General features: G+C 61.9%; 27 protein-coding genes. 15 read left to right on the plus strand and 12 right to left on the minus strand.

Features of this window, described 5'->3' with window-relative positions:
- Nucleotides 1-40: 40 nt before the first annotated feature.
- Complete coding sequence (locus LVD11_RS06500) at nucleotides 41-952, plus strand: sugar phosphate isomerase/epimerase family protein (RefSeq protein WP_237057346.1); 912 nt, start codon at nucleotides 41-43, stop codon at nucleotides 950-952.
- A gap of 80 nt (nucleotides 953-1,032) precedes the next feature.
- Here the strand turns inward: LVD11_RS06500 and LVD11_RS06505 are convergent, their stop codons facing one another.
- Nucleotides 1,033-1,731, minus strand: a complete 699-nt coding sequence (locus tag LVD11_RS06505) for a DUF4386 family protein (protein WP_237057347.1) — start codon at nucleotides 1,729-1,731, stop codon at nucleotides 1,033-1,035.
- 90 nt (nucleotides 1,732-1,821) lie between these two features.
- Nucleotides 1,822-2,202: a VOC family protein gene (locus tag LVD11_RS06510; protein WP_237057348.1), complete on the minus strand. Its 381-nt coding sequence runs from the start codon at nucleotides 2,200-2,202 to the stop codon at nucleotides 1,822-1,824.
- 297 nt (nucleotides 2,203-2,499) lie between these two features.
- Here LVD11_RS06510 and LVD11_RS06515 point away from each other — a divergent pair, with 297 nt between their 5' ends.
- The 3 genes from LVD11_RS06515 to LVD11_RS06525 are packed head-to-tail and all read left to right on the plus strand — an operon-like array spanning nucleotide 2,500 to nucleotide 4,547.
- A complete protein-coding gene (locus tag LVD11_RS06515; RefSeq protein ID WP_237057349.1) occupies nucleotides 2,500-3,150 on the plus strand; it encodes a hypothetical protein in 651 nt (216 codons plus the stop codon).
- A gap of 8 nt (nucleotides 3,151-3,158) precedes the next feature.
- Nucleotides 3,159-3,731 (plus strand): hypothetical protein, encoded by a 573-nt coding sequence (locus LVD11_RS06520; protein ID WP_237057350.1) that lies wholly within the window; start codon nucleotides 3,159-3,161, stop codon nucleotides 3,729-3,731.
- Between the two features lie 24 nt (nucleotides 3,732-3,755).
- Nucleotides 3,756-4,547 (plus strand): hypothetical protein, encoded by a 792-nt coding sequence (locus LVD11_RS06525; RefSeq protein WP_237057351.1) that lies wholly within the window; start codon nucleotides 3,756-3,758, stop codon nucleotides 4,545-4,547.
- 58 nt (nucleotides 4,548-4,605) lie between these two features.
- On the opposite strand, the gene LVD11_RS06530 is transcribed toward LVD11_RS06525, so the two are convergent.
- The 5 genes from LVD11_RS06530 to LVD11_RS06550 all read right to left on the minus strand — a co-directional run bounded on the left by LVD11_RS06530 (nucleotide 4,606) and on the right by LVD11_RS06550 (nucleotide 9,001).
- Nucleotides 4,606-5,397 (minus strand): caspase family protein, encoded by a 792-nt coding sequence (locus LVD11_RS06530; RefSeq protein WP_237057352.1) that lies wholly within the window; start codon nucleotides 5,395-5,397, stop codon nucleotides 4,606-4,608.
- Between the two features lie 110 nt (nucleotides 5,398-5,507).
- Nucleotides 5,508-7,229, minus strand: a complete 1,722-nt coding sequence (locus LVD11_RS06535) for a phytoene desaturase family protein (RefSeq protein WP_237057353.1) — start codon at nucleotides 7,227-7,229, stop codon at nucleotides 5,508-5,510.
- A gap of 98 nt (nucleotides 7,230-7,327) precedes the next feature.
- Nucleotides 7,328-7,621 (minus strand): hypothetical protein, encoded by a 294-nt coding sequence (locus LVD11_RS06540; RefSeq protein WP_237057354.1) that lies wholly within the window; start codon nucleotides 7,619-7,621, stop codon nucleotides 7,328-7,330.
- 275 nt (nucleotides 7,622-7,896) lie between these two features.
- Nucleotides 7,897-8,508 carry a hypothetical protein gene (locus LVD11_RS06545; protein ID WP_237057355.1) on the minus strand — a complete coding sequence of 204 codons (612 nt, stop codon included), beginning with the start codon at nucleotides 8,506-8,508 and terminating at the stop codon, nucleotides 7,897-7,899.
- Nucleotides 8,498-9,001: an RNA polymerase sigma factor gene (locus tag LVD11_RS06550; protein WP_237057356.1), complete on the minus strand. Its 504-nt coding sequence runs from the start codon at nucleotides 8,999-9,001 to the stop codon at nucleotides 8,498-8,500. The genes LVD11_RS06545 and LVD11_RS06550 overlap by 11 nt, the downstream gene beginning before the upstream one ends.
- A gap of 164 nt (nucleotides 9,002-9,165) precedes the next feature.
- Between LVD11_RS06550 and LVD11_RS06555 the strand changes: the two genes are divergently transcribed.
- From LVD11_RS06555 to LVD11_RS06565, 3 genes are all read left to right on the plus strand, one after another.
- Complete coding sequence (locus LVD11_RS06555) at nucleotides 9,166-9,588, plus strand: organic hydroperoxide resistance protein (protein ID WP_237057357.1); 423 nt, start codon at nucleotides 9,166-9,168, stop codon at nucleotides 9,586-9,588.
- 834 nt (nucleotides 9,589-10,422) lie between these two features.
- Nucleotides 10,423-11,490: an FAD-dependent oxidoreductase gene (locus LVD11_RS06560; RefSeq protein ID WP_237057531.1), complete on the plus strand. Its 1,068-nt coding sequence runs from the start codon at nucleotides 10,423-10,425 to the stop codon at nucleotides 11,488-11,490.
- 14 nt (nucleotides 11,491-11,504) lie between these two features.
- Nucleotides 11,505-12,146: a TetR/AcrR family transcriptional regulator gene (locus LVD11_RS06565; protein WP_237057358.1), complete on the plus strand. Its 642-nt coding sequence runs from the start codon at nucleotides 11,505-11,507 to the stop codon at nucleotides 12,144-12,146.
- A gap of 58 nt (nucleotides 12,147-12,204) precedes the next feature.
- Here the strand turns inward: LVD11_RS06565 and hutG are convergent, their stop codons facing one another.
- On the minus strand, nucleotides 12,205-13,161 hold the full coding sequence (hutG, locus tag LVD11_RS06570; protein ID WP_237057359.1) for a formimidoylglutamase: 957 nt from the start codon (nucleotides 13,159-13,161) through the stop codon (nucleotides 12,205-12,207).
- Nucleotides 13,145-14,374 carry an imidazolonepropionase gene (gene hutI / locus LVD11_RS06575; protein ID WP_237057360.1) on the minus strand — a complete coding sequence of 410 codons (1,230 nt, stop codon included), beginning with the start codon at nucleotides 14,372-14,374 and terminating at the stop codon, nucleotides 13,145-13,147. The genes hutG and hutI overlap by 17 nt, the downstream gene beginning before the upstream one ends.
- A gap of 290 nt (nucleotides 14,375-14,664) precedes the next feature.
- Here hutI and hutC point away from each other — a divergent pair, with 290 nt between their 5' ends.
- The 8 genes from hutC to LVD11_RS06615 all read left to right on the plus strand — a co-directional run bounded on the left by hutC (nucleotide 14,665) and on the right by LVD11_RS06615 (nucleotide 23,804).
- A complete protein-coding gene (hutC, locus tag LVD11_RS06580) occupies nucleotides 14,665-15,453 on the plus strand; it encodes a histidine utilization transcriptional repressor HutC (RefSeq protein WP_237057361.1) in 789 nt (262 codons plus the stop codon).
- A gap of 102 nt (nucleotides 15,454-15,555) precedes the next feature.
- Nucleotides 15,556-17,229, plus strand: coding sequence for a urocanate hydratase (gene hutU, locus LVD11_RS06585; protein ID WP_237057362.1), 1,674 nt, complete (start codon nucleotides 15,556-15,558; stop codon nucleotides 17,227-17,229).
- An 85-nt stretch (nucleotides 17,230-17,314) separates the two neighbouring features.
- Nucleotides 17,315-18,865: a histidine ammonia-lyase gene (gene hutH, locus LVD11_RS06590; protein WP_237057363.1), complete on the plus strand. Its 1,551-nt coding sequence runs from the start codon at nucleotides 17,315-17,317 to the stop codon at nucleotides 18,863-18,865.
- 217 nt (nucleotides 18,866-19,082) lie between these two features.
- Nucleotides 19,083-21,185 (plus strand): S9 family peptidase, encoded by a 2,103-nt coding sequence (locus LVD11_RS06595; protein WP_237057364.1) that lies wholly within the window; start codon nucleotides 19,083-19,085, stop codon nucleotides 21,183-21,185.
- Nucleotides 21,186-21,354: 169 nt separating this feature from the next.
- Entirely contained in the window at nucleotides 21,355-21,639 is a 285-nt protein-coding gene (locus LVD11_RS06600) for a hypothetical protein (RefSeq protein WP_237057365.1), read from the plus strand.
- A 127-nt stretch (nucleotides 21,640-21,766) separates the two neighbouring features.
- Nucleotides 21,767-22,147, plus strand: a complete 381-nt coding sequence (locus tag LVD11_RS06605; protein ID WP_237057366.1) for a hypothetical protein — start codon at nucleotides 21,767-21,769, stop codon at nucleotides 22,145-22,147.
- Between the two features lie 205 nt (nucleotides 22,148-22,352).
- On the plus strand, nucleotides 22,353-23,141 hold the full coding sequence (locus LVD11_RS06610) for a 3-hydroxybutyrate dehydrogenase (RefSeq protein WP_237057367.1): 789 nt from the start codon (nucleotides 22,353-22,355) through the stop codon (nucleotides 23,139-23,141).
- A gap of 42 nt (nucleotides 23,142-23,183) precedes the next feature.
- On the plus strand, nucleotides 23,184-23,804 hold the full coding sequence (locus LVD11_RS06615) for a response regulator (RefSeq protein ID WP_237057368.1): 621 nt from the start codon (nucleotides 23,184-23,186) through the stop codon (nucleotides 23,802-23,804).
- 72 nt (nucleotides 23,805-23,876) lie between these two features.
- Here the strand turns inward: LVD11_RS06615 and LVD11_RS06620 are convergent, their stop codons facing one another.
- The 3 genes from LVD11_RS06620 to LVD11_RS06630 are packed head-to-tail and all read right to left on the minus strand — an operon-like array spanning nucleotide 23,877 to nucleotide 26,210.
- Complete coding sequence (locus LVD11_RS06620) at nucleotides 23,877-24,284, minus strand: hotdog family protein (RefSeq protein WP_237057369.1); 408 nt, start codon at nucleotides 24,282-24,284, stop codon at nucleotides 23,877-23,879.
- Nucleotides 24,281-24,706 carry a MaoC/PaaZ C-terminal domain-containing protein gene (locus tag LVD11_RS06625; protein ID WP_237057370.1) on the minus strand — a complete coding sequence of 142 codons (426 nt, stop codon included), beginning with the start codon at nucleotides 24,704-24,706 and terminating at the stop codon, nucleotides 24,281-24,283. The genes LVD11_RS06620 and LVD11_RS06625 overlap by 4 nt, the downstream gene beginning before the upstream one ends.
- Complete coding sequence (locus LVD11_RS06630; protein ID WP_237057371.1) at nucleotides 24,687-26,210, minus strand: acyl-CoA synthetase; 1,524 nt, start codon at nucleotides 26,208-26,210, stop codon at nucleotides 24,687-24,689. The genes LVD11_RS06625 and LVD11_RS06630 overlap by 20 nt, the downstream gene beginning before the upstream one ends.
- Nucleotides 26,211-26,245: the final 35 nt, after the last annotated feature.

A 26,245-nucleotide genomic window follows, 5' to 3' on the forward strand; every position in this document is an offset into this window, starting at 1 on the left:
CCCCCACCCAATATATAAAAACAATCCGGGAGCCAGCCCGATGCGCAACCCTTCCCGCCGCCAGTTCCTGAGAACCACCTCTGTAACCTGCGCCGCCGCACTGCTGCCCATGGGCTGCAGCCAGTCCGCTGAAGCAAATCCCTGGTTCCGCATCTCCCTCGCCCAGTGGTCCCTGCACCGCACTTTCCACAGCGGCGACGCAGCCCCGGAAGACTTTCCGCGCATGGCACGACAGCTTTTCGGTATTGATGCGGTCGAGTACGTCAACCAGTTCTACGCCGACAAGCTGAGCGACACACTGGTCAATGAGCTGCATAAACAGGCCAACGGTGAGGGCGTGCAGAGCCTGCTGGTGATGGTGGATGGCGAGGGGCAGCTGGGCGCGGGCTCGAAGGCAGAGCGCCGGCGGACTGTCCGGCGTCACCGGCGCTGGGCGGAGATGGCCAGCGCACTGGGCTGCCACTCAATCCGCGTCAACGCGCAGAGCAGCGGCAGTTATGACGAGCAGATGAAAAAGGCCGCGGACGGCCTGCGCCTGCTGGCGGAGGACTGCGCGGACCTGGAGCTGAATATACTGGTGGAAAACCACGGTGGGCTGTCGTCCAACGGGCAGTGGCTGGCGGGAGTCATGGCATTGGCAGATCACCCGCGCGTGGGCACCCTGCCGGATTTCGGCAATTTCGTAATTGACCGCGACAGTGGCGAGCACTATGACCGCTACCGCGGCGTTGAGGAACTGATGCCCTGGGCAAAGGCCGTCAGCGCCAAGACCTATGATTTCAATGCGCAGGGCGAGGCGATGGAGACTGACTTCCAGCGCATGATGCAGATTGTAAAAAGTGCAGGCTACCGGGGCTGGGTGGGCATCGAGTACGAGGGTAACCGGCTGGCTGAACTCGAGGGTATTCGCCAGACCCGGGAGCTGTTAAAAAGAATTCAGCGAGGCGGCTGATGAGCGGTTTGCTGACACTCTCAATGACAGGCCCATCAGGCCCCGGCCGCTCTTCGACCTGAAACCTCTGGCCCGACCTCTTATCCGGCCGGCGCCGCCCCGACGCCAGCGCTGACTTGCGGGCGTTGGTCCGGCACATCATTGCGTAGCATGAATATCCCGAGCCAGATAAACCAGGGAATCTGGCCTAGGCCAAACAGGGCGCCGAGCCCACCCAGGCCTGGTATTACGGTCAGGATCCCGATTAGCCCTACCAGCAAGCCGATCGCATTCAGCGGCCGGGAAAGTGCGCCTTGCCTGAGTGCCGCCCAGCTCAGCAACAGCACCCACAGGCCACCCACAACTTCTATACCACCACCCAGCGCGTCATGAACGACATTAACGGATTGCCAGATGAGCAGAGCCCGCTCCGGCTCTGCGGCCTGGAGCCCGGCGGCGCGCTCCAGGCCGATATTCGCCACCATACCACTGGCAATCACCAGTCCCGCCCAGATAAACCCGAAAACCGAAGCAGTCGACATCACTGCCTGTGAGCGGTCTTTCAGTCGCTCGTGCAACGCATTGACCAGCACCACCAGGAAGCCCCCGAACACCACGTAGATAAACAGGTTCCATGCACCCAGCAGTGCGCTGTGTTCGATGTTGAAAGCCAGCCAGTCGGCCGCTTCCATCTCCGCCGCATTGTCCGGGGAGAGCAGTGTCAGCATCACAGTGAAGCCCACGATATACGCCAGTGCCTCGACCAGGGCCGCAATGCCACCCATTTTCTGCAAATTCATAATCAACTTCCCTGTTGCCTGCCTGTTGCCTGGTGAGCCGTCCGCTGACGGCGGACCTGTCCCTGCCCACCTTAATCCTGAAGTAACGCTTCAGTCCACGCGGTGCATCGCACAGATCTTGTTGCCCGAGGGATCGCGCAGGTAGGCCAGGTACAATTTCATGCCCGAGCCCTCACGTACCCCGGGCGGGTCCTCACAGGCGACCCCGCCGTTGGCCAGGCCCTCGGCATGCCAGGCATCCGCCACCTCAGGGCTCTCGGCAGCGAAACCGATGGTACTGCCGTTACCGTGGCTGGCAGCCTCGCCATCAATGGGTTTGGTCAGGGCGAAAACACCTGACTTGGAAAAGTAGAAACACCGCCCTTTTTCATCGAACACGCCCGGCTTGTAACCCAGGGTCGCCAGGACCGCATCGTAGAATTTCTTTGACTCTTCCAGATCGTTGGCCCCGACCATGACATGACTGAACATTCGTACTTCCTCAACTGGATTACCAGCGGTTGGTTTTGCCGCAGTGCGACGCGCGTGGACTGTCCGAAAACTACGGGACAGCCGCGGCATCGTAGCCCTTCCAGCACAGCGCCCGCAATCCCCGCAAAGGCTTATCGCTGTGGCCGGAAAGCCAGGCGGGGCCAGTAACGGTCGTTATTGTGCTCACGTCTCTATACGCATAATATTCATGGTGATAGGGCCGTATAAAAATGAAATCCCCGCCGCATTCCGCCTCCCCCGCGGGAATTGCGGCACTGCAAAATAAAAGGAACTTACGTGCCACGTATTGTCCCGACCTTATTCGCCGTCCTGCTGGCAGGAGGCTGCAGCAACACCTCCCAAATCGAGCCGGTAATACCTACTTACCCCAAAATCACCATCGAGCGTGACAGCGCCCCGCCACTGGTGATCGAAAACAACGGCAGCCCCAATAGCCAGAAACTGTTTTTCATGGCCAATGAGGTCATCGCACTGGACGAAGAGATCGAGCAGTGGCGGCAGCGGACCCAGGGTGATCCGGCAGTCCTGCAACTGATGGTAGATACCATCAGTCAGAACCGTGCCGATGCGGCGGCGCAGCTGGAGGCGGCCTGGCAGGCTACCAATAGCCGATCCTGGGCATCGCTTTCGGAACATATCGAATCAGCCGATAAAAACATCCAGTCCGCACGCGACGCGATAGACAGTGACGTCCCGGATAGCGCCTATTGTCGCACCCAGATAAGCTCGGTCAGCGAAGGCTCATATATGCACTATATGCCGGAGGGTGCATTTCGCGCGGGTGAAGACGACTGGACCAGTTACACCCCCGGCTCGAAGATCAAGATCGGCAATTACCGCTTTCGTGTTTCCGGTATGGACCAGGTATTCAATGAAAAAATCACCATCCTGCAGGACCCGTTCATCCATGTAATCCAACCACTTTAGTGGCGGCTATGGATATCAGGTCGTCACTGGAAAACATCGGTTCCATCTGGGCTGCAGCTGTGGCTGCGGTGGTTGCCGGCCCGCTGGGAGTCTGGGCAGGGGAAATAGATCCACCTGACCCCGCCGGCCTCGCCGTGAAGATGGCCATTCCTTTCTGCTGTATCTGCCTGTTCCTGGTATGGATCTGGGGCCCGGCCCTGGGCCGGACAGCGCGACGACTACTGGCGAGCGCAACACTGTTGCTCGGGTTACCGGCTCTGGCCTTCTACCTCCTTACCTATTTCAGTGTCGTCGTCTCGCAGCCGGTCCCCACAGAGGACGGCACGCGAAACATCCGGGTCACCGTCGGCAATGAGTTCCGCCCCGGCGTCGAACCCGGCAACCTGTTGCCGGCCGAGCTGTTGATGGATTATGCCTTTGATCCCGGCAAGATCTGGACGCCGGCATCGATCAGGTACAGCCAGGTAAAACTCAATGGCCTGTTTATCCTCAGCTTTGCCCTGCTCTCCACTGCCATGGCGCTGATCGCTGTCAGGCCGACAACCGGGAAAACACTGGGCGGCACGGAAGCACCGGCCTAACCACAAGGAACCATGGAGCAACGGATGCCCACCAACATCAGTAGAGCACTTGCTTGCTCCCTGCTAATCACAGCATCGCCAGTGATTGTCGCCCGGGCTGGCGATGGCTCGCCGGGACTTGAGATCCACAAATTCGGTGGACTGGAAATGGGCTACGGCACCTATGCATTCCCGGAAAAACTCGACCAGACCATCGTCTTCCCGGTGGCGAACTTTACCGGCGGTCTGGCCTACCAGCGCTTTAACCTTGCCCTGAATATTTCCGGCTCGGTGGAAGATGCCGAGGTTTCTGAGGAGGACTTTATCGGCGATGCCAGCCGGCAGGACCTGGATATCACTTTTGGCTACCAGGCCAGTGACCTGTTCAGCGTTTTTGTTGGCTACAAGTCAGGGGAGACAAGCCTGGACCTGTTTGTCCGGGACAGCGCCACCCGCGCGACGGATTACGAGTACTACCGGCAGTCCGGGCCATTTGCCGGACTCAATATCGGCAAGAGCTTTACCAATGCCGGTAAACTGGATTTCTCTGTCGCCTATGCCTCACTGGATGCCGAAAATCGCTTCTTCGGTGACGGCGATGGCGTCGAAGCCGGTGAGATACTGGAATTTGATGACATCAACGACAAGACCAACGGTAGCAGTAGCGGCTATTCCATCAACCTGGGCTGGACAATACCCATGTCCGGCAACCTGCTGTTCCGCAGCAAGCTCCGGTACAACAGTTACCAGCAGGATATTCGTTTTGGTACCGTCCGTTTTGACAATGTCAGCGAACAGTCCACCATGCTGCTGGCCGGAATTATCGGCGTATTCTGATCGGTAGACTCTCGCCAGTTAACCTCCGCCAGCTAACTTCGGGACAGGGCCCTGGCCGCTAGAAACTCACCACATTGGGAATCTTCTTGTTCCTGGGCGGGGCAAAGTAGAAGGTTTCCAGCAGCGAGGAGTGCTCCCACGGCGTCTGGCGGTTGTCGGTGGCCCGCATAACGTCCCGGCGTACTTTCTTGAACAGCTCCTCGGCAGTTTCGGCACGGGTGATATGCCGCAGCAGTGCCCTGGTGTAGGTGCCATTCCTGCCCCGACCATCCTCGGCCACGTTGCCGGGCTCCGTGGCGTAGGCGATCAGGGTACTGGGCGGCGCCTCCACCATCGCCAGCCCCGCCTGGATTTCCCTTAACTGCGACTCCACCGTCCGGGTCTTCCTGAACGGATTGTTGCGGCAGGCGTCGAGTATCACAATATTCTGGCTACTGCTGGACTGCTCCACTTCCCGCAGCAGCTCATTGATCGAATACGCATTGGCGACCAGCTGCATGGGGTCATCGATGGATACACCTACGGGCACCAGGTAATTGGTATTCTGCAGCTGCACCCCGTGGCCGGCGTAATAGAAAACACTGACCGCATTCTCACCGGAAATCGAGCGGTAGAATTCCGCCACCGTTGCACGCAGCTGGCGCGGGTTCATATCTGTGGCCAGGGTTGTCCGGTAACGCAACTTTCGCAGTTTTTTCGCCATATCACGGGCGTCATTGACGGGATTCCTGAGCGGGGCAAACTGGTAATCACTGTTGCCGATCACCAGCGCATAGCGTGGCAATGCTTCGTCGTAAGCACTGCACTGGCCGGCAACCAGGGTTGCCGCCAGGAAGAGAAGAAACCGCAATCGACCTGTTCGACCTGAATCCTTGATCACCGGGCACTCCTTTTATTACTGTCCATGCCACTGAGGGGCACAGGCTTTGCCGGGCCTACAGACTATAGCTGTCGACGACGTCAGCTGGTCTCGGAGGATTGTATCGGGGCCGAGATACCCGTGCCGTCGTCACTGACGGCCTTGCCCCCCGGGGCACCCCCGAAAACGCGACGCAGCAGGGGCAGGCCCCGACGCCAGCCGAGGATGCTCTGTGCAGCGAGCACGCCGCCGTACATTGCCCCGGCCACGCCACAGCTCATGATATCCTGCCCGGTCAGGTACAGGCCCTTGATGCGGGTTTTCGGGCGCAGCCAGCCCTGCCGGAAACGCTTCGGATCATGGTCGAGGCCATAGATCTCCCCCCGGGAATATTCGCAGAACCAGGCGGTGGACAGAGGCGTGGAAAGTTCACAGTAGTCGACCTGGCCCCGCAGTTGCGGGAAGTGCCGGTAGAGATGCTCCAGCAGGCGCTGGCTGAATGCCTCCTTGAGCGCCTCGTAGTCGTCACCCCGCTTGCCCCAGGGCCGGTCCTTCCAGCCCTCGAACCACTCGTACCGGCCCGGCGCCACTATCTCGATGGTGGCCCGTCCCGGGTAGCGCGTATTGAAACTGGGGTCCTTGGCAGACGGAAAGGAGATATACACCAGCGGGATCTCGGCGTCGCTGTCGGCGAGAAACTTATCGACGTCGCCTTCGTAATCCACACTCGGGTAGAGCCAGTAATTGGTTTTCGGCAGGCCCAGTTCATCTGCGGTTTTCTGCAGGCCGATATACAGGCACAGGTGCGCCATGGAGGGCTCCACATCCTGCAGCTGGCGATCATAGCCTGCGGCCTCGGTGGCACTGTGGGGCAGCAGGCGTTCAAAGGTATTGAGCACCCCCGCACCGGAAACCACCACCGGCGCCAGTATCTCGGTCCCATCCGCCATACGCACGCCGCGGGCGCGATCACCATCCAGCAGGATGGTCTCCACTCGCGCGTAGGTAAACACCTCGCCACCGCTTTTCTGGATCTGGGGAATGATGGTCTCGGCAATCCGGCTGGCACCGCCTACCGGGTAAAAACCACCGTACATGTAATGCTTGGCGATCAACGCGTGGATGATAAAACTGCTGGTTTTGGGCGTCATGCCGTTATCGCCCCACTGGCCGGTGAGGACCGCGATCAGCTCCTCGTTGTCAGTGAGCTCGCGCAGCACCTCGTATGTGGTGCGATTGAGGTAGGAGGGGAGGCGCCATTTCTTCAGCAGCGAGAGGGCGGGTGCGCACCAGCGCGGCAGGAGTTTTTCCATGGTCAACAGCGGCATGGCTTTGCCCACCGCTGCAATACGCCCGAAATACTGGTCGAGCGTTTTTTCCTCGCCCGGGAAACGCTGCAGCAATTCCCGCTTGAAGTTTTCCGGCCCCGCGCGCAGGTCATATTGCTGCTCGCCGATACAGATCCGGTCATAGGTTTCGTCCATCGGCGCCCAGTGCAGATCTCCCGCGGAGAGGAAATCGAACAGGCGGCGGGTCATGGTGGGATGCCCGCCCACATCACCGATGTAATGCACGCCTACATCCCACTCATAGCCATTGCGGTCATAGGCATGGGTAAAGCCGCCGGCGGTATAGTGCTGCTCCAGCACCAGCACTTTTTTGCCCGCCGCACTGAGCAGCGCCGCCGTGGTCAGGCTGCCGATACCGGAGCCCACCAGGATGGCATCGTAGGGGCCATCGAGACGGTTGGCACGATAGCGCCGCCCGATTCGCAGGCGGCTGGGTTTGGGGGCATTACTGGCGAGCATACCGGATTCGGCCATGGGAACCTCGGCTGGTTATTGTTGTTGCCAATAACATAACCCCTGCCCCCGGAGGCTGCAATTGCCGGATTGTGACAACCCCCTTGACCCGTGCACGGCTACCGGTCCGGGTCGGCGTGCGGCTCGACGGCCACCGGTTCCCGACCACGCTGCTGGTAACGTCCGGTCGCTGCCCACGCGAGCAGTGCGAACCAGGCAACCCAGGAGGCGATGGCCGGAATGCAGGCGACAAGTATCTTGCCCGCATGGCGGCGATTGGCCACCAGCGCGACCAGGGCCGGCAGGAACCAGACAACCAGGAAGAATATTGCAAACAGCAGCCCCTTGAGCAATCCCATGGACTGCAGCGCCTGCAAGAATTGCTGCCCCAGCGCTTCAATATCGGTCATCATGCCTGCCCCCGGATCACATCGGTTTCACCTGCCATTCCCGGTCCCCGTATAAGGGGCTGACCAGGCTGCACAACCACAACCCCCAATCCCGGGCAGTGATGCGGTGATTTACCCCCGGGGCGCTCGGCAAGCCCCGCCATTGCAGCAGGCACAATAAGCGCCGGTAAGATTCCCAGCCAGATAACGGATTGGTTTTTTTTCATGGTTTGCTCCTCGCTAAAGACATATCCCTGTAGTCCCCACGCAAAAACAAACCTTACAAATATCTCCCGCGCTTAAGGACTGAGTGAATGTATTACGCGCTTTTCGCGACCGGTCTGGCGCCAGACGAACAGGCTCCAGGCAACCATGACTGCAGTTATCGCCAGCACAGTTACCAGCGCACTGGGCGATAACAGGTTGAAGCCTGTATCGATGGCCCCGAACCTTTCGGCCAGCTCCCAGAGAATAAAGATCGATATTTCCACGGCATACAACAACCAGGCGAAGCGCACGCCGCGGCGGCGGCGCTGGAGACGTAACAGGGCAAGGTCCATGTACGCCTGCACCGATTCGCCATGGGGCTCCATCAATCCCCGGCGATTGGTGATAGAAAAATTCAGGGCCCATACCACCAGCAAGAGGATTACCGTCGCAAGCAGGATGTTCTCTGTGGATGCTGCGGAGAAGAGTCGCACCAGGGCAAACGTCACCAGGGCGATAGCAACCAGCCACTCGAGACCCGCGTTGATGCGCAGCCGGCGTTCCTGCCGACGCACATGCCGGATTATCTCTGTCCCTGCCGGCACTGGCCGGACCTGCTCCTGCCAGAGGTTCTCCAGACCGGACCAATCATCCGCCGGATCACGTCCCGGGTGGTCGTTCGCCTGATGGGGGTTATCGCTCACTGTATTCTCCCAGCCGTTTCGACAGTCGCTGGCGGGCACGATTCAGGCGGACCGCCACATTGGATTCACTGATACCCAGCACTTCAGCGATCTCGCTGTAACTGAGCCCCTCCAGCCGCAGGCTGATCACCTGGCGCAGTCCCAGCGACAGTGCCTGCACCGCAGACAGAAGTTGCTCTGACTGCCGCTGGCCTGCCAGCCGTTCGGCCGGACCCGGTGCACTATCGGTCACACCTTCCAGTAAATCATCATCCTGGTCCGGTCGCCGTCGGGCCAGCTCGGTGACACTGCGATTGTGCGCTATGCGAAAGATGAAGGTTTTCACACTGGCCTCACCCCGAAAGCCCGGTAGCGCCCGCCAGATAGCCAGCCAGATGTCCTGCAACAGGTCATCCCGCTCCTCCGGGGTGCGGGTATAGGTGCCCGCGACACGGGCAATGCCCGCGCCGTAATCACTGATAAGCTGCTGAAACTGCGTGTCGCGGGCCTTCAAGGCTGCTCCTTAACCCCGTCCATGTGTCACCCGGCTCTACAGTACCGCCGGCAGCAAAAAGCTTACATAAATTTTTTCCGCCCCGGCGCAGCCCGGTTCACTCCGGCCCGGGAGCAGCTGGCTACACTGCAGGGGCACCAGTTAACGAACCGGAGAGAGCTATCATGAAGATCCTTTATACCGCTGTCGCTACCGCTACCGGTGGCCGTGACGGCGAGGCCAAATCGTCCGATGGCAAACTGGCCGTCAAGCTGGACGTGCCCGAGGAGATGGGCGGCAGTGGTGGCGACGGCACCAACCCGGAACAGCTCTTTGCCGCCGGCTACTCGGCCTGCTTTATCGGCGCCATGAAACATGTCGCCGATAAAGGGGATCTGAAGCTGCCGGATGACACCAGTGTGCGCGCCGAGGTGGGCATCGGTCCGCAGGAGAAGGGTTTCGGGCTCGATATCGACCTTCACATCAGCCTGCCGGGCATGGATGCGGACGAGGCGGAAAAAGTCGCCAACCGCGCTCACGAGGACGTCTGTCCCTACTCGCGGGCCACCCGCAACAACGTGGACGTGCGGCTGCATGTGAAAACCTGAAGGGGATGAGCCGGCCCGGATCTCGCCCCGCCCCGATCCCGCACATTGGCGAGAGTTCTACGGGGCTTATTCCGGCAGTCCCGCCCGGGCGGCAGTTCCGCAGCGGCAGAATCCCGTAATAACCCTGCAGGATCCGGATACCGCCATTCCCGCTCCTCGCCCACAATGGCGCCAGTAAAATCGGTGCGCAACCGAACCCGCTGCAAGACTGGTGCACCTGGCGCCAGCCGCTCGACCGGGCAGGGCCACGGTTGCCGGTATGGACAATAACGGGTCCATAACGGGGTGCGGGATGGTTCACATAATGGGAAATTTTTCCCGCAGAGGTGCAACCACTGGCCGGTTGACGCGCTCAAACACAGTACATCCCTGTCGAGAGGAGGAAAGCAATGCAAACGACCCCGGGTAACGCTCTACCGTCGTGGAGGAGACTGCTGAACACATGGCCGTCACTGCTCCTCCTTGCTGCCACAATCCTGTTTACCGCCCTGCCGGCGCTCTCCGCGGGGCACTAGCCGGCCCCGCGCGCTTCCCCCATCTCGGCGCCAGCAGCCGTAAGCCGCTTCGCACTCCCTTACGGGCAGCGAAAACGTTGCCCGCAACACCCTGCCCATCGATAAATTCAGCGGTAGCCCCCGGATTGAGGAATTTAATTACTGCTCCTTCGGCCCCTTTTTCAATAGGATATTCCCCAGGTGATGAATTTACGGGAGCCGGCCCCGGCTTTTCATCCCTCAGCCGAAGCATCGTACGCTGCTGCAAAGCTGGCGATGGCTGCCGCGGCACTCACGAGCTAACGCCAGTAGACCGGAGGTTCAGGTGATGGCATTGAAAGTGTTGATAATCGGGGCGGGACCCACAGGACTGACAGCAGCAATCGAGCTCGCACGACAGGGGGTCATTCCGGAGATCGTGGAAAAGCGCGAGGAGGCCTCTGCGCTTTCCCGGGCGGTGGGGATCATGCCCGCCAGCCTGGAGAAATTACGACCCAGCGGCGTGGCCGCGGATATTGAGAATGAGGCCATGACCCTGACCAGGGTGCAGGTCCACAGAAGTGAGCGAGTGCTCCTGAACGTCGACTTCCGCAGCCTCCCCCACCAGCCAGTGCCGCATATGTGGGGCCTCCCCCAGAACCGCACGGAGGCACTGATGGAAGCCGCTCTGAACCGCTACGGCGTCTCGGTGCGCTATGGCTGTGCCGTCAAGAACGTTGAGACCGACACTGGTCAGGCGACGGTCTGTTTTGACGATGGAGAGGTAAGAGCCTACGACTGGGTAATCGGCGCGGATGGCCGGCATTCCGTCGTGAGGGAAACGCTCGGCATCAACTACCCCGGCATTGACCTCGACGGGGAATGGTCGATTGCGGATGTCGATGTTGCGGGTTACGACGCCAATTTAACCTCACTGTGGATCCAGGACCGGATCGATCACCGGGGCTCGTTCTATATGATCCTGCCGATTGAGCCCGAGCGGGTGCGCATCGTGTCATCCACACCCGATGTGCTGGGTACACTGCCCGCCCCTCTGGATATCCGGCACGTGCGCCGCACCGGTACCTTCCGTATCTCCGTCCGCCAGGCGGAAGTCTACAAGAAAGGGCGGGTACTTCTGGCGGGGGACGCCGCCCATTGTCACTCTCCCGTGGGCGGGCGGGGAATGAACCTCGGGATCGACGATGCTGCGGCGGCGGCGAAAGCAATCGTCAGCGGCACGACCGAGAGTTACTCTGCCAGCCGCCATGAGCTGGGGAAAAAGATTCTGCGCGAGACCGAGCGCGCCAGGAAGATGATCATGTCGACCAACGTCATTACCCGCGGCTTGACCCGCCTGGCAATGTTCACCGTACAGCGCAGCCAGCAGCTGCAAAAGGCAGCGTCCCGAAGGCTGGCAAGCCTCTGAGCGCAGGTGCCAGCATGAAGCTACCGGTAGGTCGCCCGCAAGGGGGCTCTGACGCACGCTCGAGACTGATCGGCGCCGCGCTGGATCTATTCAGTCACCGCAGTTACCGAACAGTATCGACCCGGGAAATCGCCCGCAGTGCAGGAGTAGACGCCTCGCTGATCCGTTATTACTTCGGCTCCAAGTCCGGCCTTTTCGAACAGATGCTGCGCGAAACACTGGCGCCGCTTCTGGACCAGTTGCGTGATCTGGACGATGACGCCTCACCGGAGGACCTGGGTGAGCTGATGCGGCTTTACTACCGGGCGATGGGACCGAACCCCGGCCTGCCGCGGCTGGTAGTGCGCGTGCTGCTGGAGGAGGAAGGCTCCGAGGCCTACCGTATCGTCCTGTCCATTTTCAGCGAAATAATCCAGCAGTCGCGCCACTGGTTTGCCAAAGCGGTGGCGGGTTCGGGCCAGTTGCGCGAGCACCTCGACCCGGATTTATGTCGCCTAAGCATCGTAAGCCTGGTGGTCTTTCCCCTGATCGCGCCGCCGGTATTGATGCAGAAATTTGGCCTCGAGCCGGGCCCCGGCAAGCTGGCGCAACTGGCGCAACACAACTATGAAGTGATCCAGAGCGGCATCCTTTTACCACAAGGAGAACGGGACTGATCCCGTTTGGCCGGGTCGCTGCATCAACGCACCCGCGCTGCCCGGCGGCACCGGGCAGCTATTTCGCAGCCACCCCATTGGCAATCTGGAAACCGATGCGCGCTGCCGTACGCGCGGCGTGGTCCTCGACATCGAAATAGGGATTGAATTCGGCCATATCTGCCAGGCATACCTTGCCGGAGTCCAGCACGGTATCCAGCAGCGGCTCGAACAGCTCCAGTGGCACACCGCGCGCTGACGGTGCGCTGACCGCCGGCATCACCGCAGCCGGGAAGACATCCAGGCACACCGTCAGGTAGACCAGGTCCACACCGCCGATAAAGCCCTCGATGATTTCACGCACGTTATCGAGGTTCCAGGGCGTGATTTCCCGATCGCGAATCACCTGCGCCCCCAGCTCATCGGCGCGGTTATAGAGTGCCGGAGTATTGGCATTGTCCGCCGCCCCAACACACAGGTAATTGAACGGCTTGCCGTTGATTTCGCACTGTTCCGCTATCTGGTAGAAGGGGGTACCGGACGACCCCTTCGGGGCCGGGATACGCAGGTCCAGGTGTGCGTCGAAATTGATAATGCCGAGCGTCTTGTCCCGGTGCAGTTCACGCATCCAGCGGGCGACACCCTGGTAACTGCCGTAAGCGATTTCGTGCCCGCCGCCCAGCACCAGCGGAAAGTGTCCGCCGTCGAGCAATTCGGTAATCCGCGCCCCCAGCAGGGACTGGGCGGATTCAAGGTCTTCCTTCTCCACCCGTACATTGCCGGCATCATAGAGCGGCACGTCGAAGGTGGCCGGCAGGTTGGCCATGGCCAGGCGCAGGATGCGCGGCCCCTTGGCGGCACCGATGCGCCCCTTGTTGCGGCGCACTCCCTCATCGGATGAGAACCCCAGGATTGCCAGCCCTGGCGCGCTGTCCAGCTGTAGCGGCGTGATCCGCTGGTGCCAGCGCTCACCCGCCTTGCCGTCCTCGGAGTCGGTACGGCCGCTCCACAGGCGCATATCAGCCAGCTGTAACATTTTTACCTCCAAAGAAAATCTCGGACGGCTTCAGCGCGCCGTATTCATACGCCAACTGGTCCGGTGTTTCCATCGGCCACAGCACCATATCGGCACGCAGTCCCGCGCGCAGTACCCCGCGCGAACAACACAGGCCCAGCGCCCGCGCAGCGGAACGCGTCACTCCAGCCAGGGCCTCGGCCGGGGTCAGGCCAAACAGGTTACAGCCCATATTCATCATCAGGCGCAGCGAAGCAATCGGGCAACTGCCCGGGTTCAGGTCAGTGGACAGCGCCATGCTGACCCCGGATGCGCGCAGTTTGTCCACTGGCGGCACCCGCGTCTCCCGCAGGGTATAGAAAGCGCCCGGCAGCAGGACCGCCACGGTGCCGTTCTCTGCCATGGCTGCCACATCCATATCGGTGATGTACTCGATGTGGTCCACCGACAGGGCCCCGGCCTTCGACGCCATGCTGGTGGCACCGGAGCTGCTCAACTGTTCCGCGTGTGCCTTGACCGGGAGGTCGAGTTCGCGCGCGCGGTCGATCACCCGCTGGCATTGCTCCACCGTAAAGGCGATCGACTCGCAGAACATATCGACCGCGTCCGCCAGCTGCTCCCTTGCGACGGCCGGCAGGATCTCTTCGCACACCAGGTCAATATATTCGTCGGGACGGCCATCGTACTCCGGCGGCAGGGCATGCGCCGCCAGGCAGGTGGTCACGATATCCACCGGATAGTGCTGGGCCAGACGGCGCGCCGTGCGCAGCTGCTTTAATTCCGTATCCAGCTCCAGGCCGTAGCCGGATTTCACCTCGACAGTGGTGACGCCTTCCGACAGCAGGGCCTTCAGCCGCGGCTCCGCACCGTGGTACAGCTGCTCGGCACTGGCAGCGCGGGTAGCGCGCACCGTGGACAGGATACCGCCGCCGGCACGGGCGACCTCTTCATAGCTCTCGCCACCCAGCCGCCGCGCATACTCGGAAGCGCGGTGGCCACCGTACACCAGGTGGGTATGGCAATCGACCAGGCCGGGCGTAAGCCACTGCCCCTCACCGTCGACAACCTGGTCAGCAGCGCACTCGGGCAGTTCCCGGCGCGGTCCGATCCAGACGATCCGGCCACCGGTGACCGCCACCGCGGCATCCTCCACGGCACCATAGCCACCGGGCAGGGAGGGATCCATGGTTGCGGCATTTACATTGCTGATCAGCAGGTCGCAGCGTTCTGTCATAGGCTTTCCATCATGCGGTCTCGTCAACCGCGATTCCCCTTAACCATAGTTCGATACCGGCCGTTCGGCGCGGCATACAACATTGACCACGAAAGCGTCCCGGCTCCGCCGCCCATCTTGACAGGGATCGCGGGAAATCTCATAGTACAACTTGTATATACAAGAATATACAAGCCAGAAACGCACTCTACCCTAGTGCACAAATACTGCAAGAGAGCCCCGAGTGGCCAATCACAGCCCTCAGCAGTACATAGGACGCCCCAGCGGCAATGAATACAGAGGCCCCATCGATGAGCAAAGAGCCCTCAGCCAGAGATAGAGAGCCCTCAGCCAGAGATAGAGAGCCCTCAGCCAGAGATAAAGAGCCCTCGGCCCAGGACAGGGAACCGCGCTATGCGGCCATCAAGCGGTATATCCGCAGCCAGATCGAGTCCGGCGAATGGCCCGTGCACTTCCGGGTGCCATCGGAGAATCACCTGGCCGGTCAGTTCTCCGTCAGCCGCATGACCGCACGCCGCGCCCTGAGCGAACTCACCGACGAGGGCGTGCTGATGCGCTCCCAGGGCCTGGGTACCTTCGTCGCCGAACCGGTGCCGGCAGGGTCACTGCTGGAGGTGCGCAATATCGCCGACGAGGTTTCAGCCCGCGGCCACAGCTACAGCAGCACAATCCTGTTGCTCGAGGCGACCGGGGCATCTGCGGACGTGGCCCGGGCCCTGGGCCTGGCAGAGGGGGCCAGGGTTTTCCACTCGGTGATCGTGCACCGCGACAACGACCTGCCGATCCAATGGGAAGAGCGTTACACCAACCCGGAGCTGGCCCCTGACTACCTGGAACAGGATTTCAGTCGCGCCACCCCCAACGCCTACCTGACCAGGGTGGCACCGCTGACCGAGGCGGATACCACCGTCGAGGCTATCGCGGCAGGCAACGAAATTGCCGGAGCCCTGCAGGTTGAGGCCGGCAGCGCCTGCCTGCAGATCTGGCGGCGCACCATGAGCCGGGCCGGCATTGTCAGCTTCGCACGCCTGGTGCATCCGGGCAGCCGCTACCGGCTGGGTGCACAGCTGCGTTTTTAAAGATTTTTTGCAGGGGACGAAGCTTGTGCTCGCCCCGGGAATCCTCGTCATGCCGCGGCATCGCGGTTTGACGGAAAATATTCAAAGTTCTGTGAGGTGATCATGACCGACAAACGCCACGACCCGAGCCGCACAATCCGTGCCCCCCATGGCAGCGAGCTGAATGCCAAGAGCTGGCTGACCGAGGCACCACTGCGCATGCTGATGAACAACCTGGACCCGGAAGTGGCCGAACGCCCGGAGGACCTGGTGGTCTACGGCGGCATCGGCCGCGCCGCGCGGGACTGGGAATGTTTCGACAAGATCGTCGAGGTGCTCAAGCGACTGGAGGAGGACGAGACCCTGCTGGTGCAATCCGGCAAGCCGGTGGGTGTGTTCAAGACCCATGCGGATGCACCGCGGGTGCTGATTGCCAATTCCAACCTTGTGCCCCACTGGGCCACCTGGGAGCACTTCAACGAGCTGGATAAAAAGGGCCTGGCCATGTACGGCCAGATGACTGCCGGCTCCTGGATTTACATCGGATCCCAGGGCATCGTCCAGGGTACCTACGAAACCTTCGCCGCGGTGGCCCGCCAGCACTTCGACGGCGAGGCCAAGGGCAAGTGGATCCTCACCGGTGGTCTGGGTGGTATGGGCGGCGCCCAGCCACTGGCCGCCACCATGGCCGGATTCTGCATGATCGCCGTGGAGTGCGACGAGACCCGCATCGATTTCCGTCTGCGCACCGGCTACCTGGACAGAAAGGCCACGACTCTCGACGAGGCACTGGAAATCATCAACGCGGCCATGGACACAGGCGAGGCCGTGTCCGTGGGCCTGCTCGGCAACGCCGCCGATGTTTTCCCGGAACTGGTGGAGCGCAATATCACCCCGGACTCCGTTACCGACCAGACATCGGCGCACGACCCCCTTAACGGCTACCTGCCGAAAGGCTGGACCATGGCGTACGCCGCCGAGATGCGCCAGAAGGACGAGGCGGCCGTGGTCAAGGCGGCCAAGCAGTCCATGGCCATCCAGGTGGAGGCCATGCTGGAGCTGCAGCGCCGCGGCGCCGCGACGCTGGATTACGGCAACAACATCCGCCAGATGGCGCTCGAGGAAGGGGTGAAGAATGCCTTTGATTTCCCCGGCTTCGTGCCCGCCTATATCCGCCCGCTGTTCTGCCAGGGTATCGGGCCTTTCCGCTGGGCGGCGCTGTCCGGCAACCCGGAGGACATCTACAAGACCGATGCCAAGGTGAAAGAGCTGATCCCGGACGACCCGCAGCTACACAACTGGCTGGATATGGCCCGCGAGCGCATCCAGTTCCAGGGCCTGCCGGCCCGCATCTGCTGGGTGGGCCTGAGGGACCGCGCGCGCCTGGCGCTGGCATTTAACGAGATGGTCGCCAGCGGCGAACTGGAAGCACCGGTGGTGATCGGCCGCGACCACCTCGACAGCGGCTCCGTTGCCAGCCCCAACCGCGAGACCGAGGCGATGATGGACGGTTCCGATGCGGTCTCCGACTGGCCGCTGCTGAACGCGCTGCTGAACACCGCCAGCGGCGCCACCTGGGTCTCACTGCACCACGGCGGCGGTGTGGGCATGGGCTTCAGCCAGCACTCCGGTGTGGTCATCGTCTGCGACGGCACCGAGGCGGCGCGCAAGCGCATCGAGCGTGTGCTGTGGAACGACCCGGCCACCGGCGTGATGCGCCACGCGGATGCGGGTTACGACATCGCAAAAGACTGCGCGCGCGAGCAGGGGCTGGACCTGCCGATGCTCAAGGACTAATTGAACGTTTCTCTGCCTGCAGGAACGGCCGCTGGGCACTCCTGCAGGCTGGCTCTGGATAAACAAGAATTTCGGTAAAGAGTGTATGTACAAGCTGACAATCAACCCCGGCCAGTTAAGCCTGGCCGACCTGCGCCGCGTCGCCCGCGAACCGGTGGAGCTGTCACTGGACCAGGACGCCTACCCGGCCATCGAGGCGTCGGCAAAAACCGTGGCACAGGTGCTGAATGAGGGGCGCACCGTCTACGGTATCAACACCGGTTTTGGCCTGCTGGCCAACACCCGGATCGAGAAAGACGACCTGGAAACCCTGCAGCGGGCCATCGTTTTGTCCCATGCCGCCGGCACCGGCAACTTTATGGACGAAGCCACCGTGCGCCTGCTGATGGTACTGAAGATCAATTCCCTCGCGCGCGGTTTTTCCGGTGTGCGCCCAGTGGTCATCGACGCGCTGATCAAACTGGTGAATGCGGGCGTTTTCCCCGCGATTCCGGAAAAGGGCTCCGTGGGCGCTTCCGGCGACCTGGCGCCACTGGCCCACATGAGCGTGGTGCTGCTGGGCGAGGGCGAGTGCTTTATCGGTGGCGAGCGCAAGCCCGCCGCGGAAGGCCTGGAGAAGGCCGGCCTCGAAGCCCTGACCCTGGCCCCGAAAGAGGGCCTGGCGCTGCTGAACGGTACCCAGGCATCAACCGCGTTTGCGCTGCTGGGCCTGTTCGCCGCTGAAGACCTGTTTGCAGGCGGCCTCGTTACCGGCGCGCTGTCACTGGAAGCCGCCAAGGGCTCGCGACGCCCGTTTGACGACCGTATCCATCTGGTCCGCGGCCAGCGGGCCCAACGCGAGGTGGCGGCCAGCTATCGTGCACTGCTGGGTGAGAGCAGCCAGATCGGCGAATCCCACCAGTTCTGTGAAAAAGTACAGGACCCCTACTCCCTGCGCTGCCAGCCACAGGTCATGGGCGCCTGCCTGCAGCAGATCCGCTTTGCCGCGGAAGTGCTGCTGGCGGAGGCCAACGGTGTCTCCGACAACCCGCTGGTATTCACCGACGAGGAAAACCCGGAAAACTCCGACATCATCTCCGGTGGTAATTTCCACGCCGAGCCGGTGGCGATGGTGGCCGACAACCTGGCGCTGGCACTGGCGGAAATCGGCGCGCTGTCCGAGCGCCGCATGGCACTGCTGATCGATACCAACCTGTCGGGCCTGCCGCCTTTTCTGGTGGAAAACGGCGGGGTGAATTCCGGCTTTATGATCGCCCAGGTGACCTCTGCCGCCCTGGCGAGCGAGAACAAGTCCCTGGCCCACCCGGCCAGCGTCGACTCCCTGCCAACCAGCGCCAACCAGGAAGACCATGTTTCCATGGCCACTTTTGCCGGTCGCCGCCTGCGCGACATGGCCGACAATACCTGCGGCATTCTCGCGGTGGAACTGCTGGCCGCCTGCCAGGGCCTGGATTTCCGCGCACCGCTGAAGACCACGGAAAAACTGGAGCAGGCGAAGGCGAAGCTGCGCGAGCGTGTTCGCTTCTACGACCGGGACCGTTACTTTGCCCCGGATATCGAGGAGGCCAAGCAGCTGTTGGCCAGTGCGGCCTACGTGCCGTTCCTGGACCGGGAGATGCTGCCGAGCGGCGAGTGACCCCGGGTGGGCGATCCTGCCATCTCACCATACTCCAGTAATTATCAGCCAGCAGAAGGCGCCGGTTTCGACCGGCGCCTTTTTATTGTGCGCCAATAAAATCAATAGCACGCCACCACACCCGGCTCCCTTTTTCATCCCTTTCCGATTGAAATCCCCTGTGCAATGCTGCAGACGCGGTAACGGGAGGTACAGCTCAATCAACAGGGACAACACCATGAACCGGAAAATAAAAAATTCTCTGGGGTTCCTCGGGGGGATCTCACTCTCCGTCTTACTTGCCGCCTGCGATGTCGACAAACAGGCCACGAACGAAACCGAAGCAGCAGCCGTGCAACCGGCCATACAGCAGGTCGAGCTTATTGACCGCGCACTGCTGTTCGGCAACCCGAGCCGTTTCCAGGGGCGCCTGAGCCCGGACGGCAAGATGATGAGTTTTCGCGCACCGCTGGACGGAGTGATGAACCTCTGGGTAGCTCCGGCCGGGAATATCGATGCCGCCAGGCCCGTGACCCGAGACAGCGGCCGCGGTATCCCCAGGCATTTCTGGGCACTGGACAGCCAGCACCTGCTGTTTACCCGCGATAAAAACGGTGACGAGAACTGGCACCTGTATAGCATTGCGCTGGACAGTGGGGAAATCACCGACCTGTCACCCTACGCGGGGGTGCGGGCACAGATGATCGCCCAGAGTGAATCGCAACCGGGCAAAATTATCGTCGGCATGAATGATCGCGACCCGCGCTGGCACGACCTGTACCGGGTCGACCTGAAAACCGCCGAGCGCGAACTGCTGTATGAAAACGACGGGTTTGGCAGCTTTTATTTTGATAACGAACTTGAGTTACGGCTCGCTTCAAAATCGACGCCCAGCGGCGGCTTCAAGATTTTTGCACACGAGAATGACAACTGGGAGGAATTGTTTGAGGTCGGTGTGAAAGATACCTTCACCACCCAGATCCTGGACTTCGATGGCGACAACACTGGCTTCTATATGCTCGACAGTCGCGGGCGCGACAAGGCCACGCTGGTGCACTACGACCTGGCCAGCGGCGACTCCAGGGTACTGGCGGAATCCAACCAGGCGGATATCTCTGACGTGCTGATGCATCCCCGCAAGCATACGCCCATCGCCTACGCTGTCCGGTACCACACCAACGAGTGGATTCCCCTGGACGGAACCTATACCAATGACCTGGCGGTACTGAACAGGCAGATTGAGGGGGAGTACGGCATCCTGGCTTCAACCCTCGATGCAGGCAAGTGGGTCCTGTACACCGATAGCGCCGACGCCTCACCGGTTTACCAGGTATTCGATACCGACAAGAACCAGCTGAACCCGATGTTCCAGACCAATCCCAAACTGGCCGGGCTGCCGCTGGCAAAGATGTACCCGCAAACCATTACCGCCCGCGACGGCAAGAAACTGGTTTCCTACCTGACGCTGCCAGTACACGTGGACGAGCAGGGCAGCCCGGCGACACCTGTCCCCATGGTACTGCTGGTGCACGGCGGTCCCTGGGGACGGGACAGCTACGGTTACTCCGGGATGGTGCAGTGGCTGGCCAACCGGGGCTACGCCGTACTGCAGGTCAACTTCCGCGCCTCCACCGGTTTCGGCAAAGAGTTTATCAATGCGGGCAACGGCGAGTGGGCCGGCGCCATGCACGACGACCTGATCGATGCGGTGGACTGGGCCGTTGCCGAGGGCATCACCAGCCCGGAAGAGGTGGCCATCATGGGCGGCAGCTACGGCGGCTATGCGACCCTGGTGGGCCTGACCTTCACGCCGGAGAAGTTTGCCTGCGGGGTGGATATCGTCGGTCCGTCCAACCTGAATACCCTGCTCGCCTCGATCCCGCCCTACTGGGAAAGTTTCCGCAATACCCTGCACGCGGCGGTGGGCGATCCGGGTACCGAGGCCGGCCGCAGGCTGCTCAAAGACCGCTCCCCGGTAAACCGCGCCGACCGGATCGTGCGACCGCTGCTGATCGGCCAGGGCGCCAATGATCCGCGGGTGAAGCAGGCCGAGTCCGACCAGATCGTGCAGGCCATGAGGCAGCGGGAGATTCCCGTCACTTACATCCTCTACCCGGATGAAGGACACGGCTTCCAGAAACCGGAAAACCGCCTGTCCTTTATGGCTGCATCGGAAGCCTTCCTGTCCGACTGCCTGGGCGGTCGGTTCCAGCCATTCGGCGATGACCTGGAAGACTCAAGCATGCAGGTGCAACAGGGTGTGGCCTATATCCCCGGCCTTGCCGAGGCGCTGGAGGATGCCAGCCTTATAGCAACCAATACCGTCGAGTCAGGAGAATGACTCCCCGGCGGCCGCTCCCAGTGAGTGGCCGCCCCCTCCCGTGATATCGCCACACACCGCGCCGTCCAGCCCAGTCGATCGCAAATAACCGCCTTATTAATGAAATCTGCGACATCGGTGCTAGGCTGAAATGTAAGACGTTTTACCCGCCAACAGGCGCGGAGGTCTTATGAAACGCCTACCCGGTGGCCCGCTGCTTTCGGGCGTCGGCACCGTGCTGTTGCTCGCGGGGTCAATGACCCTGCCCGCCTGCACCACCGACAGTTATGTCGGTGACAGCTACTACACCGGCGATACGCGCTACCGTGTCGGCGGGCGCTACTACCACTGTCACCGCGGTGGTACCTGCCACAACGTGCGCCACAGCAACTACTACTGGTCCGGTGGCTCTTACCGACGGCGCCCGCCGCACCAGCAGGTACGTCCGCTACCCCCCAGGCCGAGACCACTATGAGAATTCAGCGTGACAGGCCCGCCCGACATGGCCGGACCTACCACATTGAATAGAGCAGGCGAGCGGCCGTTCACTGGCCGCAGGGAATGCCGTAACCACCGGAACTTTCCCAACCGGAGACTGACTCATGAACAGGACCCTGAAGACCGGACTGGTCGCCATCACGGTCTGTGCAGCGCTCACGCTCGGCGCCTGTGCGACCGACGGCTACTACTCGTCCGGAGGCTATTACTCCAGCTATCCCTACACTTACCCATCCAGCAGCGTATACCTCTATTACTCGTCGCCACGCTACTACCGTTACCGGTATCACCCGCGCTACCGTAGCTACTATCGCGGCTACCCGCGCTACCGGGGCCACCGGCACTACCGGGGCCACCGCCACTACCGGAGCGAGCGGTACTATCGGGGAGGGCCCCGCTACCGGAGCAATTATCGCTACCGGGGTAACTATCGCTATCGTGGCGGTACCCGTTACCGCGGCGGCAGTCACGGGCTGCGTCGCTGAGCCGCAATCCGCTGTTACTTACCGCCGGGGGCATGGGGTGACACTCATGCCCCCGGCAGTTTCCGTTCTGCCGCACTCATACCTTGGTCATAGAGACCCATGCCCCGCGCGTTGGTAGGATTTTACCAATCGAATAACAGCCCCATCTGTGACCGGCACTGACGGCACACGGCCCGGGGCGACAGCATAGCCGCGGGAGTTTTCTGTGCAGCGGAACGAAAAAAAACCAGCCCTGATTACCGGCTCCACCAGTGGTATCGGTCTTTCCATTGCCCATACCCTGGCCCGGCACGGTCACCCGATCATGTTGCACGGGCTGGTGGAACAGGTAGCGGGAGAGAAGCTGCGGACAGAATTCACCGAGGCTTACGGTGTGGAGTGCGGCTTCAGCAGCGCTGATATCTCCACTGAAAACGGCTGCCAGGCCCTGGTGATGGATACCCGCGAGGCCGTCGGCAATCCCGCTGTTCTGGTCAACAATGCCGGCATTCAGTTCACGGCCCCGAGCCACGAATTCCCCTCGGATGCCTGGCAAAAAATCATTACCGTCAACCTGAGTGCGGCCTTCTATCTTGCCCGTGACCTGCTCCCCCATATGCGCGCCGAGGGCTGGGGACGCGTGGTGAATATATCCTCTGTACATGGCCTGGTGGCCTCGACCGAAAAGGCCGCCTACTGTGCCGCCAAGCACGGCCTGATCGGCCTCACCAAGGTGATGGCACTGGAGAACGCCGATTGCGGGGTTACGGCCAATGCCATCTGCCCGGGCTGGGTGGAAACGCCACTGATCCAACCCCAGATCGAGGCAATTTCACGTGAAGAGTGTATCGACCTGGACCAGGCTCGCGCGCGCCTGTTGGGGGCCAAACAGCCCATGTCCCGTGCCACGCGGCCGGAGGCGATCGGCGAGCTGGTGGTTTACCTGTGTGGCGAATTCGCCGAGACCATCACCGGTGCCTCCCTGCCAGTGGACGGAGGGTGGACCGCACAGTAGTATCCTTGACACCCGTATAAAAAAGTGAAATCAGGGTGCCCTGTGAGTTACCAGCTGCTGATTGCCGATGACCATCCCCTCTATCGCGACGCCCTTGCCGCGACGCTGACACGGCAGTTCCAGTCCGCGGCGCTGTTACAGAGCGAGGACCTCGACTCGACCCTGAGCCAGCTGAATTCACACGATATCGACCTCCTCCTGCTGGATCTCAATATGCCCGGCAGCGAGGGCTTCAACGGCCTTGCCCAGATACGCCACGATTTCCCCGCAATTCCGGTGGTGGTGGTATCAGGCAGTGACAAGGGCACGGTGATCCAGCAGGCGGCCAGCCTGGGCGCCAGCGGCTTCCTGTCCAAGACTGCCCGACCGGAGGAAATCGCCCGGTGCATTTCCGCTGTGCTGGAGGGAGAGCAGTGGTTCGATGAGGAGGCCCTGGCCGAGTCCGGAGACGATGGACTGTCCCAGCGGCTGGCGCTGCTGACGCCCCAGCAGCTGCGTATTTTCCATATGATTGCCCAGGGCCGGCTGAACAAGCAGATTGCCTATGAGCTGGATATTACCGAGCCCACGGTCAAGAGCCATGTCACCGCCATCCTGCGCAAGCTGGAACTGCGCGACCGCAAACAACTGATCCGCGAGGCGCAGTCACTGGTTCAACTCTGAGCCGTGGACAGCGAATCACCGGGCTGCGCTGGAAGCGCACCCGGGCTCGCGATCGGCTTCACCAACAGCGCGTTAACACTGGAACAGCACCAGGGCGTCGCCATCGCAGATCAGGCGTCCGCCTTCCCCGGTGCAGCGAGTCTCCAGGTTCACCAGGGCCTTGTCCGGGCGCAGCCGGGTCACGGTAACCGTCGCAGTGAGATCCTCACCGGCCCGCGCCGGCGCGTGGAAGCGCATATGTTGCTTCAGGTAGTTGGTACCGTGGCCAGGCAGTTCCTCGCCGAGCAGATAGGAGAACAGGCCGGCGATCAGCGGCTCGGGTACCGCGGGCCAGTTACCTTCCACATCCGCCAACCGGCACCACTCCCCCAGCGCCTGCTGATCGAAACGACGGGTTACGGAAACACTCTCGTCGACACTCAGGGCATGGAAACGGGGTAGAGTCTCGCTCGGGGCTGCTGCCTTTTTGGTCGCGCTCATGGCCGTACCTCCTCACTTAATACCAGCCGGCAGCGGCCTTCCAGGCATACCTTTTCTTCGCCGCGGGTGATACGGGTGACCAACTCGATGCAGCCATCGACCGCCGGTGCACCGGGCACCAGGGTGGCGGTAAGCCGCTCGCCGGTGTAGGCCGGGGCCGGGAATTTCAGATCCTGGCTCTCCAGCCGCGCACCGGGGTAGTGTGCCTGGACCAGGCCACGCAGCACGGTAAACAGCAGCATGCCGTGAGATACCGTGGCCCCGAAGCGGGTCGCGGCGGAATATTCCGGGTCTACGTGGATCGGGTTGTGGTCACCGCTTAGATCGGCGAAGCGGTTGAAGTCGTCCTGGGTGAGGACAAAATCCCGTTTCATTTCGGCCACGGCCCCCTGTGGATGAGTGTCAGCGTTTGGCAGCGTCATCGCGCAACTCCTGTTTGATTACCTTGCCGAGGGCATTGCGTGGCAGTGCGTCCAGCACCTGAAAGGCTCGGGGCACCTTGTAGCCCGCCAGGCGCTCACGACAGAAGGCCCGCAGCTCATCTTCGTCCGGCACGGCCACACCGGCGCGTACACCGAAGTAGGCCTTGCCCACCTCGCCCCAGCGCTCATCGGGCATACCCACCACGGCCACCTCGGCAATGTCCGGATACTGCTCGAGTACTTTTTCCACCTCCGCCGGATACACATTCTCACCGCCGGATATGTACATATCCTTCCAGCGGTCGACAATGTAGTAACAGCCATCCTGGTCACAGCGTGCAACATCGCCGCTGTGCAGCCAGCCATCGCGGATCGCATCGCGGGTGGCGTCCGGGCGGTTCCAGTAACCGGGTGTGACATTGGGACCGCGAACCAGGAGCTCGCCGGCCTCACCGTCGGGCAGGTCGCGACCATCGCGGTCGACGATGCGCACTTCGGTAAGCAGCTGAGGGCGGCCCACGGAGCCGACCTTGTCGATCACCAGGTCCTCATCGAGGAGAAACACCGTGGGCCCGGTTTCGGTCATACCCATGCCGGTGCGAATGCGAATGCCCTGATCCACGTAGCGCTGCGCCACCGGCAGCGACAGCGGCGCGCCGCCGCAACCCCAGGACCGGACCCCCTCGAGACGCTGGCCGTCGAATTCCGGGTGATCCAGCAGTGCCTGGTATACCGCCGGCACCCCGAAAAAGATGGTCGCCCGCTTCTCCAGCACCTGCAGCACCTGTGCGGGATCGAAGTTGCGCGCCACCAGCACACACCCCCCCACCAGGAACACCGCCGAGGAGTACAGGTTGATACCAGCGGTGTGGAACAGCGGCAGTACATTGAGCAGCACGTCGTCGGCAGTGAGGTTCACCGCGAGTCCGATATTGAAGTGATTCGCCAGCATCATGCGGAACGTCTGGATCACCCCCTTGGGCCGGCCGGTAGTGCCGGAGGTATAGAGCAGGTACCAGGGGGTATCCGGGTTCTTTTCCGGGTGTGGCGCCAGGTCCGGCTCGGCAGCGGCGAGGTCGCGATGGTAGTCGCGCTGGCTATCTCGGGGCCCGTCCAGTGCCACCAGGGTGAGAGACCGCCAGCGCTCACCGAGTGCTGTGGCGGCCTCGCCAAACTCGCCGCCGAACACCAGCGCCGCCGGGTCGCAATCGTCCACCAGCACTTCGAGCTCCGGCACCGCCAGGCGCCAGTTCAGCGGCACCAGGATCAGGCCGGCCTTGGCACAGCCGAACAGCATGGCGAAGAACTCCGCGCGGCTGTGGCCCAGGTAGGCGAGCCGGTCGCCCGCCCGCAGGCCCCAGTGTTCACAGGCGGCCGCCGCCAGGCGGGCGGCGCGCTCGTTCAACTCGCGGTAGTTGTAGCGCTCACCGCTTTCCAGGTCCTCCAGCGCCGGCCGCTCCGGCGTTACCCGCGCCCGCTGCGCCAGCAGGTCAAACATTTCCATGGTTACCTCCACTTTATTATTCTCTCGCCACAGCA

Origin of the sequence: Microbulbifer sediminum, from assembly GCF_021729035.1 — a bacterium.
Taxonomy (GTDB): domain Bacteria; phylum Pseudomonadota; class Gammaproteobacteria; order Pseudomonadales; family Cellvibrionaceae; genus Microbulbifer; species Microbulbifer sediminum.

Coding starts and splice junctions, on each gene's coding strand:
- hutH (WP_237057363.1), top strand. CDS start 17,315: ATGTACAAGCTGACAATCAACCCCGGCCAGTTAAGCCTGGCCGACCTG.
- LVD11_RS06540 (WP_237057354.1), bottom strand. CDS start 7,621: ATGATGACCGATATTGAAGCGCTGGGGCAGCAATTCTTGCAGGCGCTG.
- LVD11_RS06600 (WP_237057365.1), top strand. CDS start 21,355: ATGAAACGCCTACCCGGTGGCCCGCTGCTTTCGGGCGTCGGCACCGTG.
- LVD11_RS06630 (WP_237057371.1), bottom strand. CDS start 26,210: ATGGAAATGTTTGACCTGCTGGCGCAGCGGGCGCGGGTAACGCCGGAG.
- LVD11_RS06595 (WP_237057364.1), top strand. CDS start 19,083: ATGAACCGGAAAATAAAAAATTCTCTGGGGTTCCTCGGGGGGATCTCA.
- LVD11_RS06500 (WP_237057346.1), top strand. CDS start 41: ATGCGCAACCCTTCCCGCCGCCAGTTCCTGAGAACCACCTCTGTAACC.
- LVD11_RS06520 (WP_237057350.1), top strand. CDS start 3,159: ATGGATATCAGGTCGTCACTGGAAAACATCGGTTCCATCTGGGCTGCA.
- LVD11_RS06510 (WP_237057348.1), bottom strand. CDS start 2,202: ATGTTCAGTCATGTCATGGTCGGGGCCAACGATCTGGAAGAGTCAAAG.
- hutI (WP_237057360.1), bottom strand. CDS start 14,374: ATGACAGAACGCTGCGACCTGCTGATCAGCAATGTAAATGCCGCAACC.
- LVD11_RS06555 (WP_237057357.1), top strand. CDS start 9,166: ATGAAGATCCTTTATACCGCTGTCGCTACCGCTACCGGTGGCCGTGAC.
- LVD11_RS06565 (WP_237057358.1), top strand. CDS start 11,505: ATGAAGCTACCGGTAGGTCGCCCGCAAGGGGGCTCTGACGCACGCTCG.
- hutU (WP_237057362.1), top strand. CDS start 15,556: ATGACCGACAAACGCCACGACCCGAGCCGCACAATCCGTGCCCCCCAT.
- LVD11_RS06525 (WP_237057351.1), top strand. CDS start 3,756: ATGCCCACCAACATCAGTAGAGCACTTGCTTGCTCCCTGCTAATCACA.
- LVD11_RS06535 (WP_237057353.1), bottom strand. CDS start 7,229: ATGGCCGAATCCGGTATGCTCGCCAGTAATGCCCCCAAACCCAGCCGC.
- LVD11_RS06625 (WP_237057370.1), bottom strand. CDS start 24,706: ATGACGCTGCCAAACGCTGACACTCATCCACAGGGGGCCGTGGCCGAA.
- LVD11_RS06620 (WP_237057369.1), bottom strand. CDS start 24,284: ATGAGCGCGACCAAAAAGGCAGCAGCCCCGAGCGAGACTCTACCCCGT.
- hutC (WP_237057361.1), top strand. CDS start 14,665: ATGAGCAAAGAGCCCTCAGCCAGAGATAGAGAGCCCTCAGCCAGAGAT.
- LVD11_RS06505 (WP_237057347.1), bottom strand. CDS start 1,731: ATGAATTTGCAGAAAATGGGTGGCATTGCGGCCCTGGTCGAGGCACTG.
- hutG (WP_237057359.1), bottom strand. CDS start 13,161: ATGTTACAGCTGGCTGATATGCGCCTGTGGAGCGGCCGTACCGACTCC.
- LVD11_RS06605 (WP_237057366.1), top strand. CDS start 21,767: ATGAACAGGACCCTGAAGACCGGACTGGTCGCCATCACGGTCTGTGCA.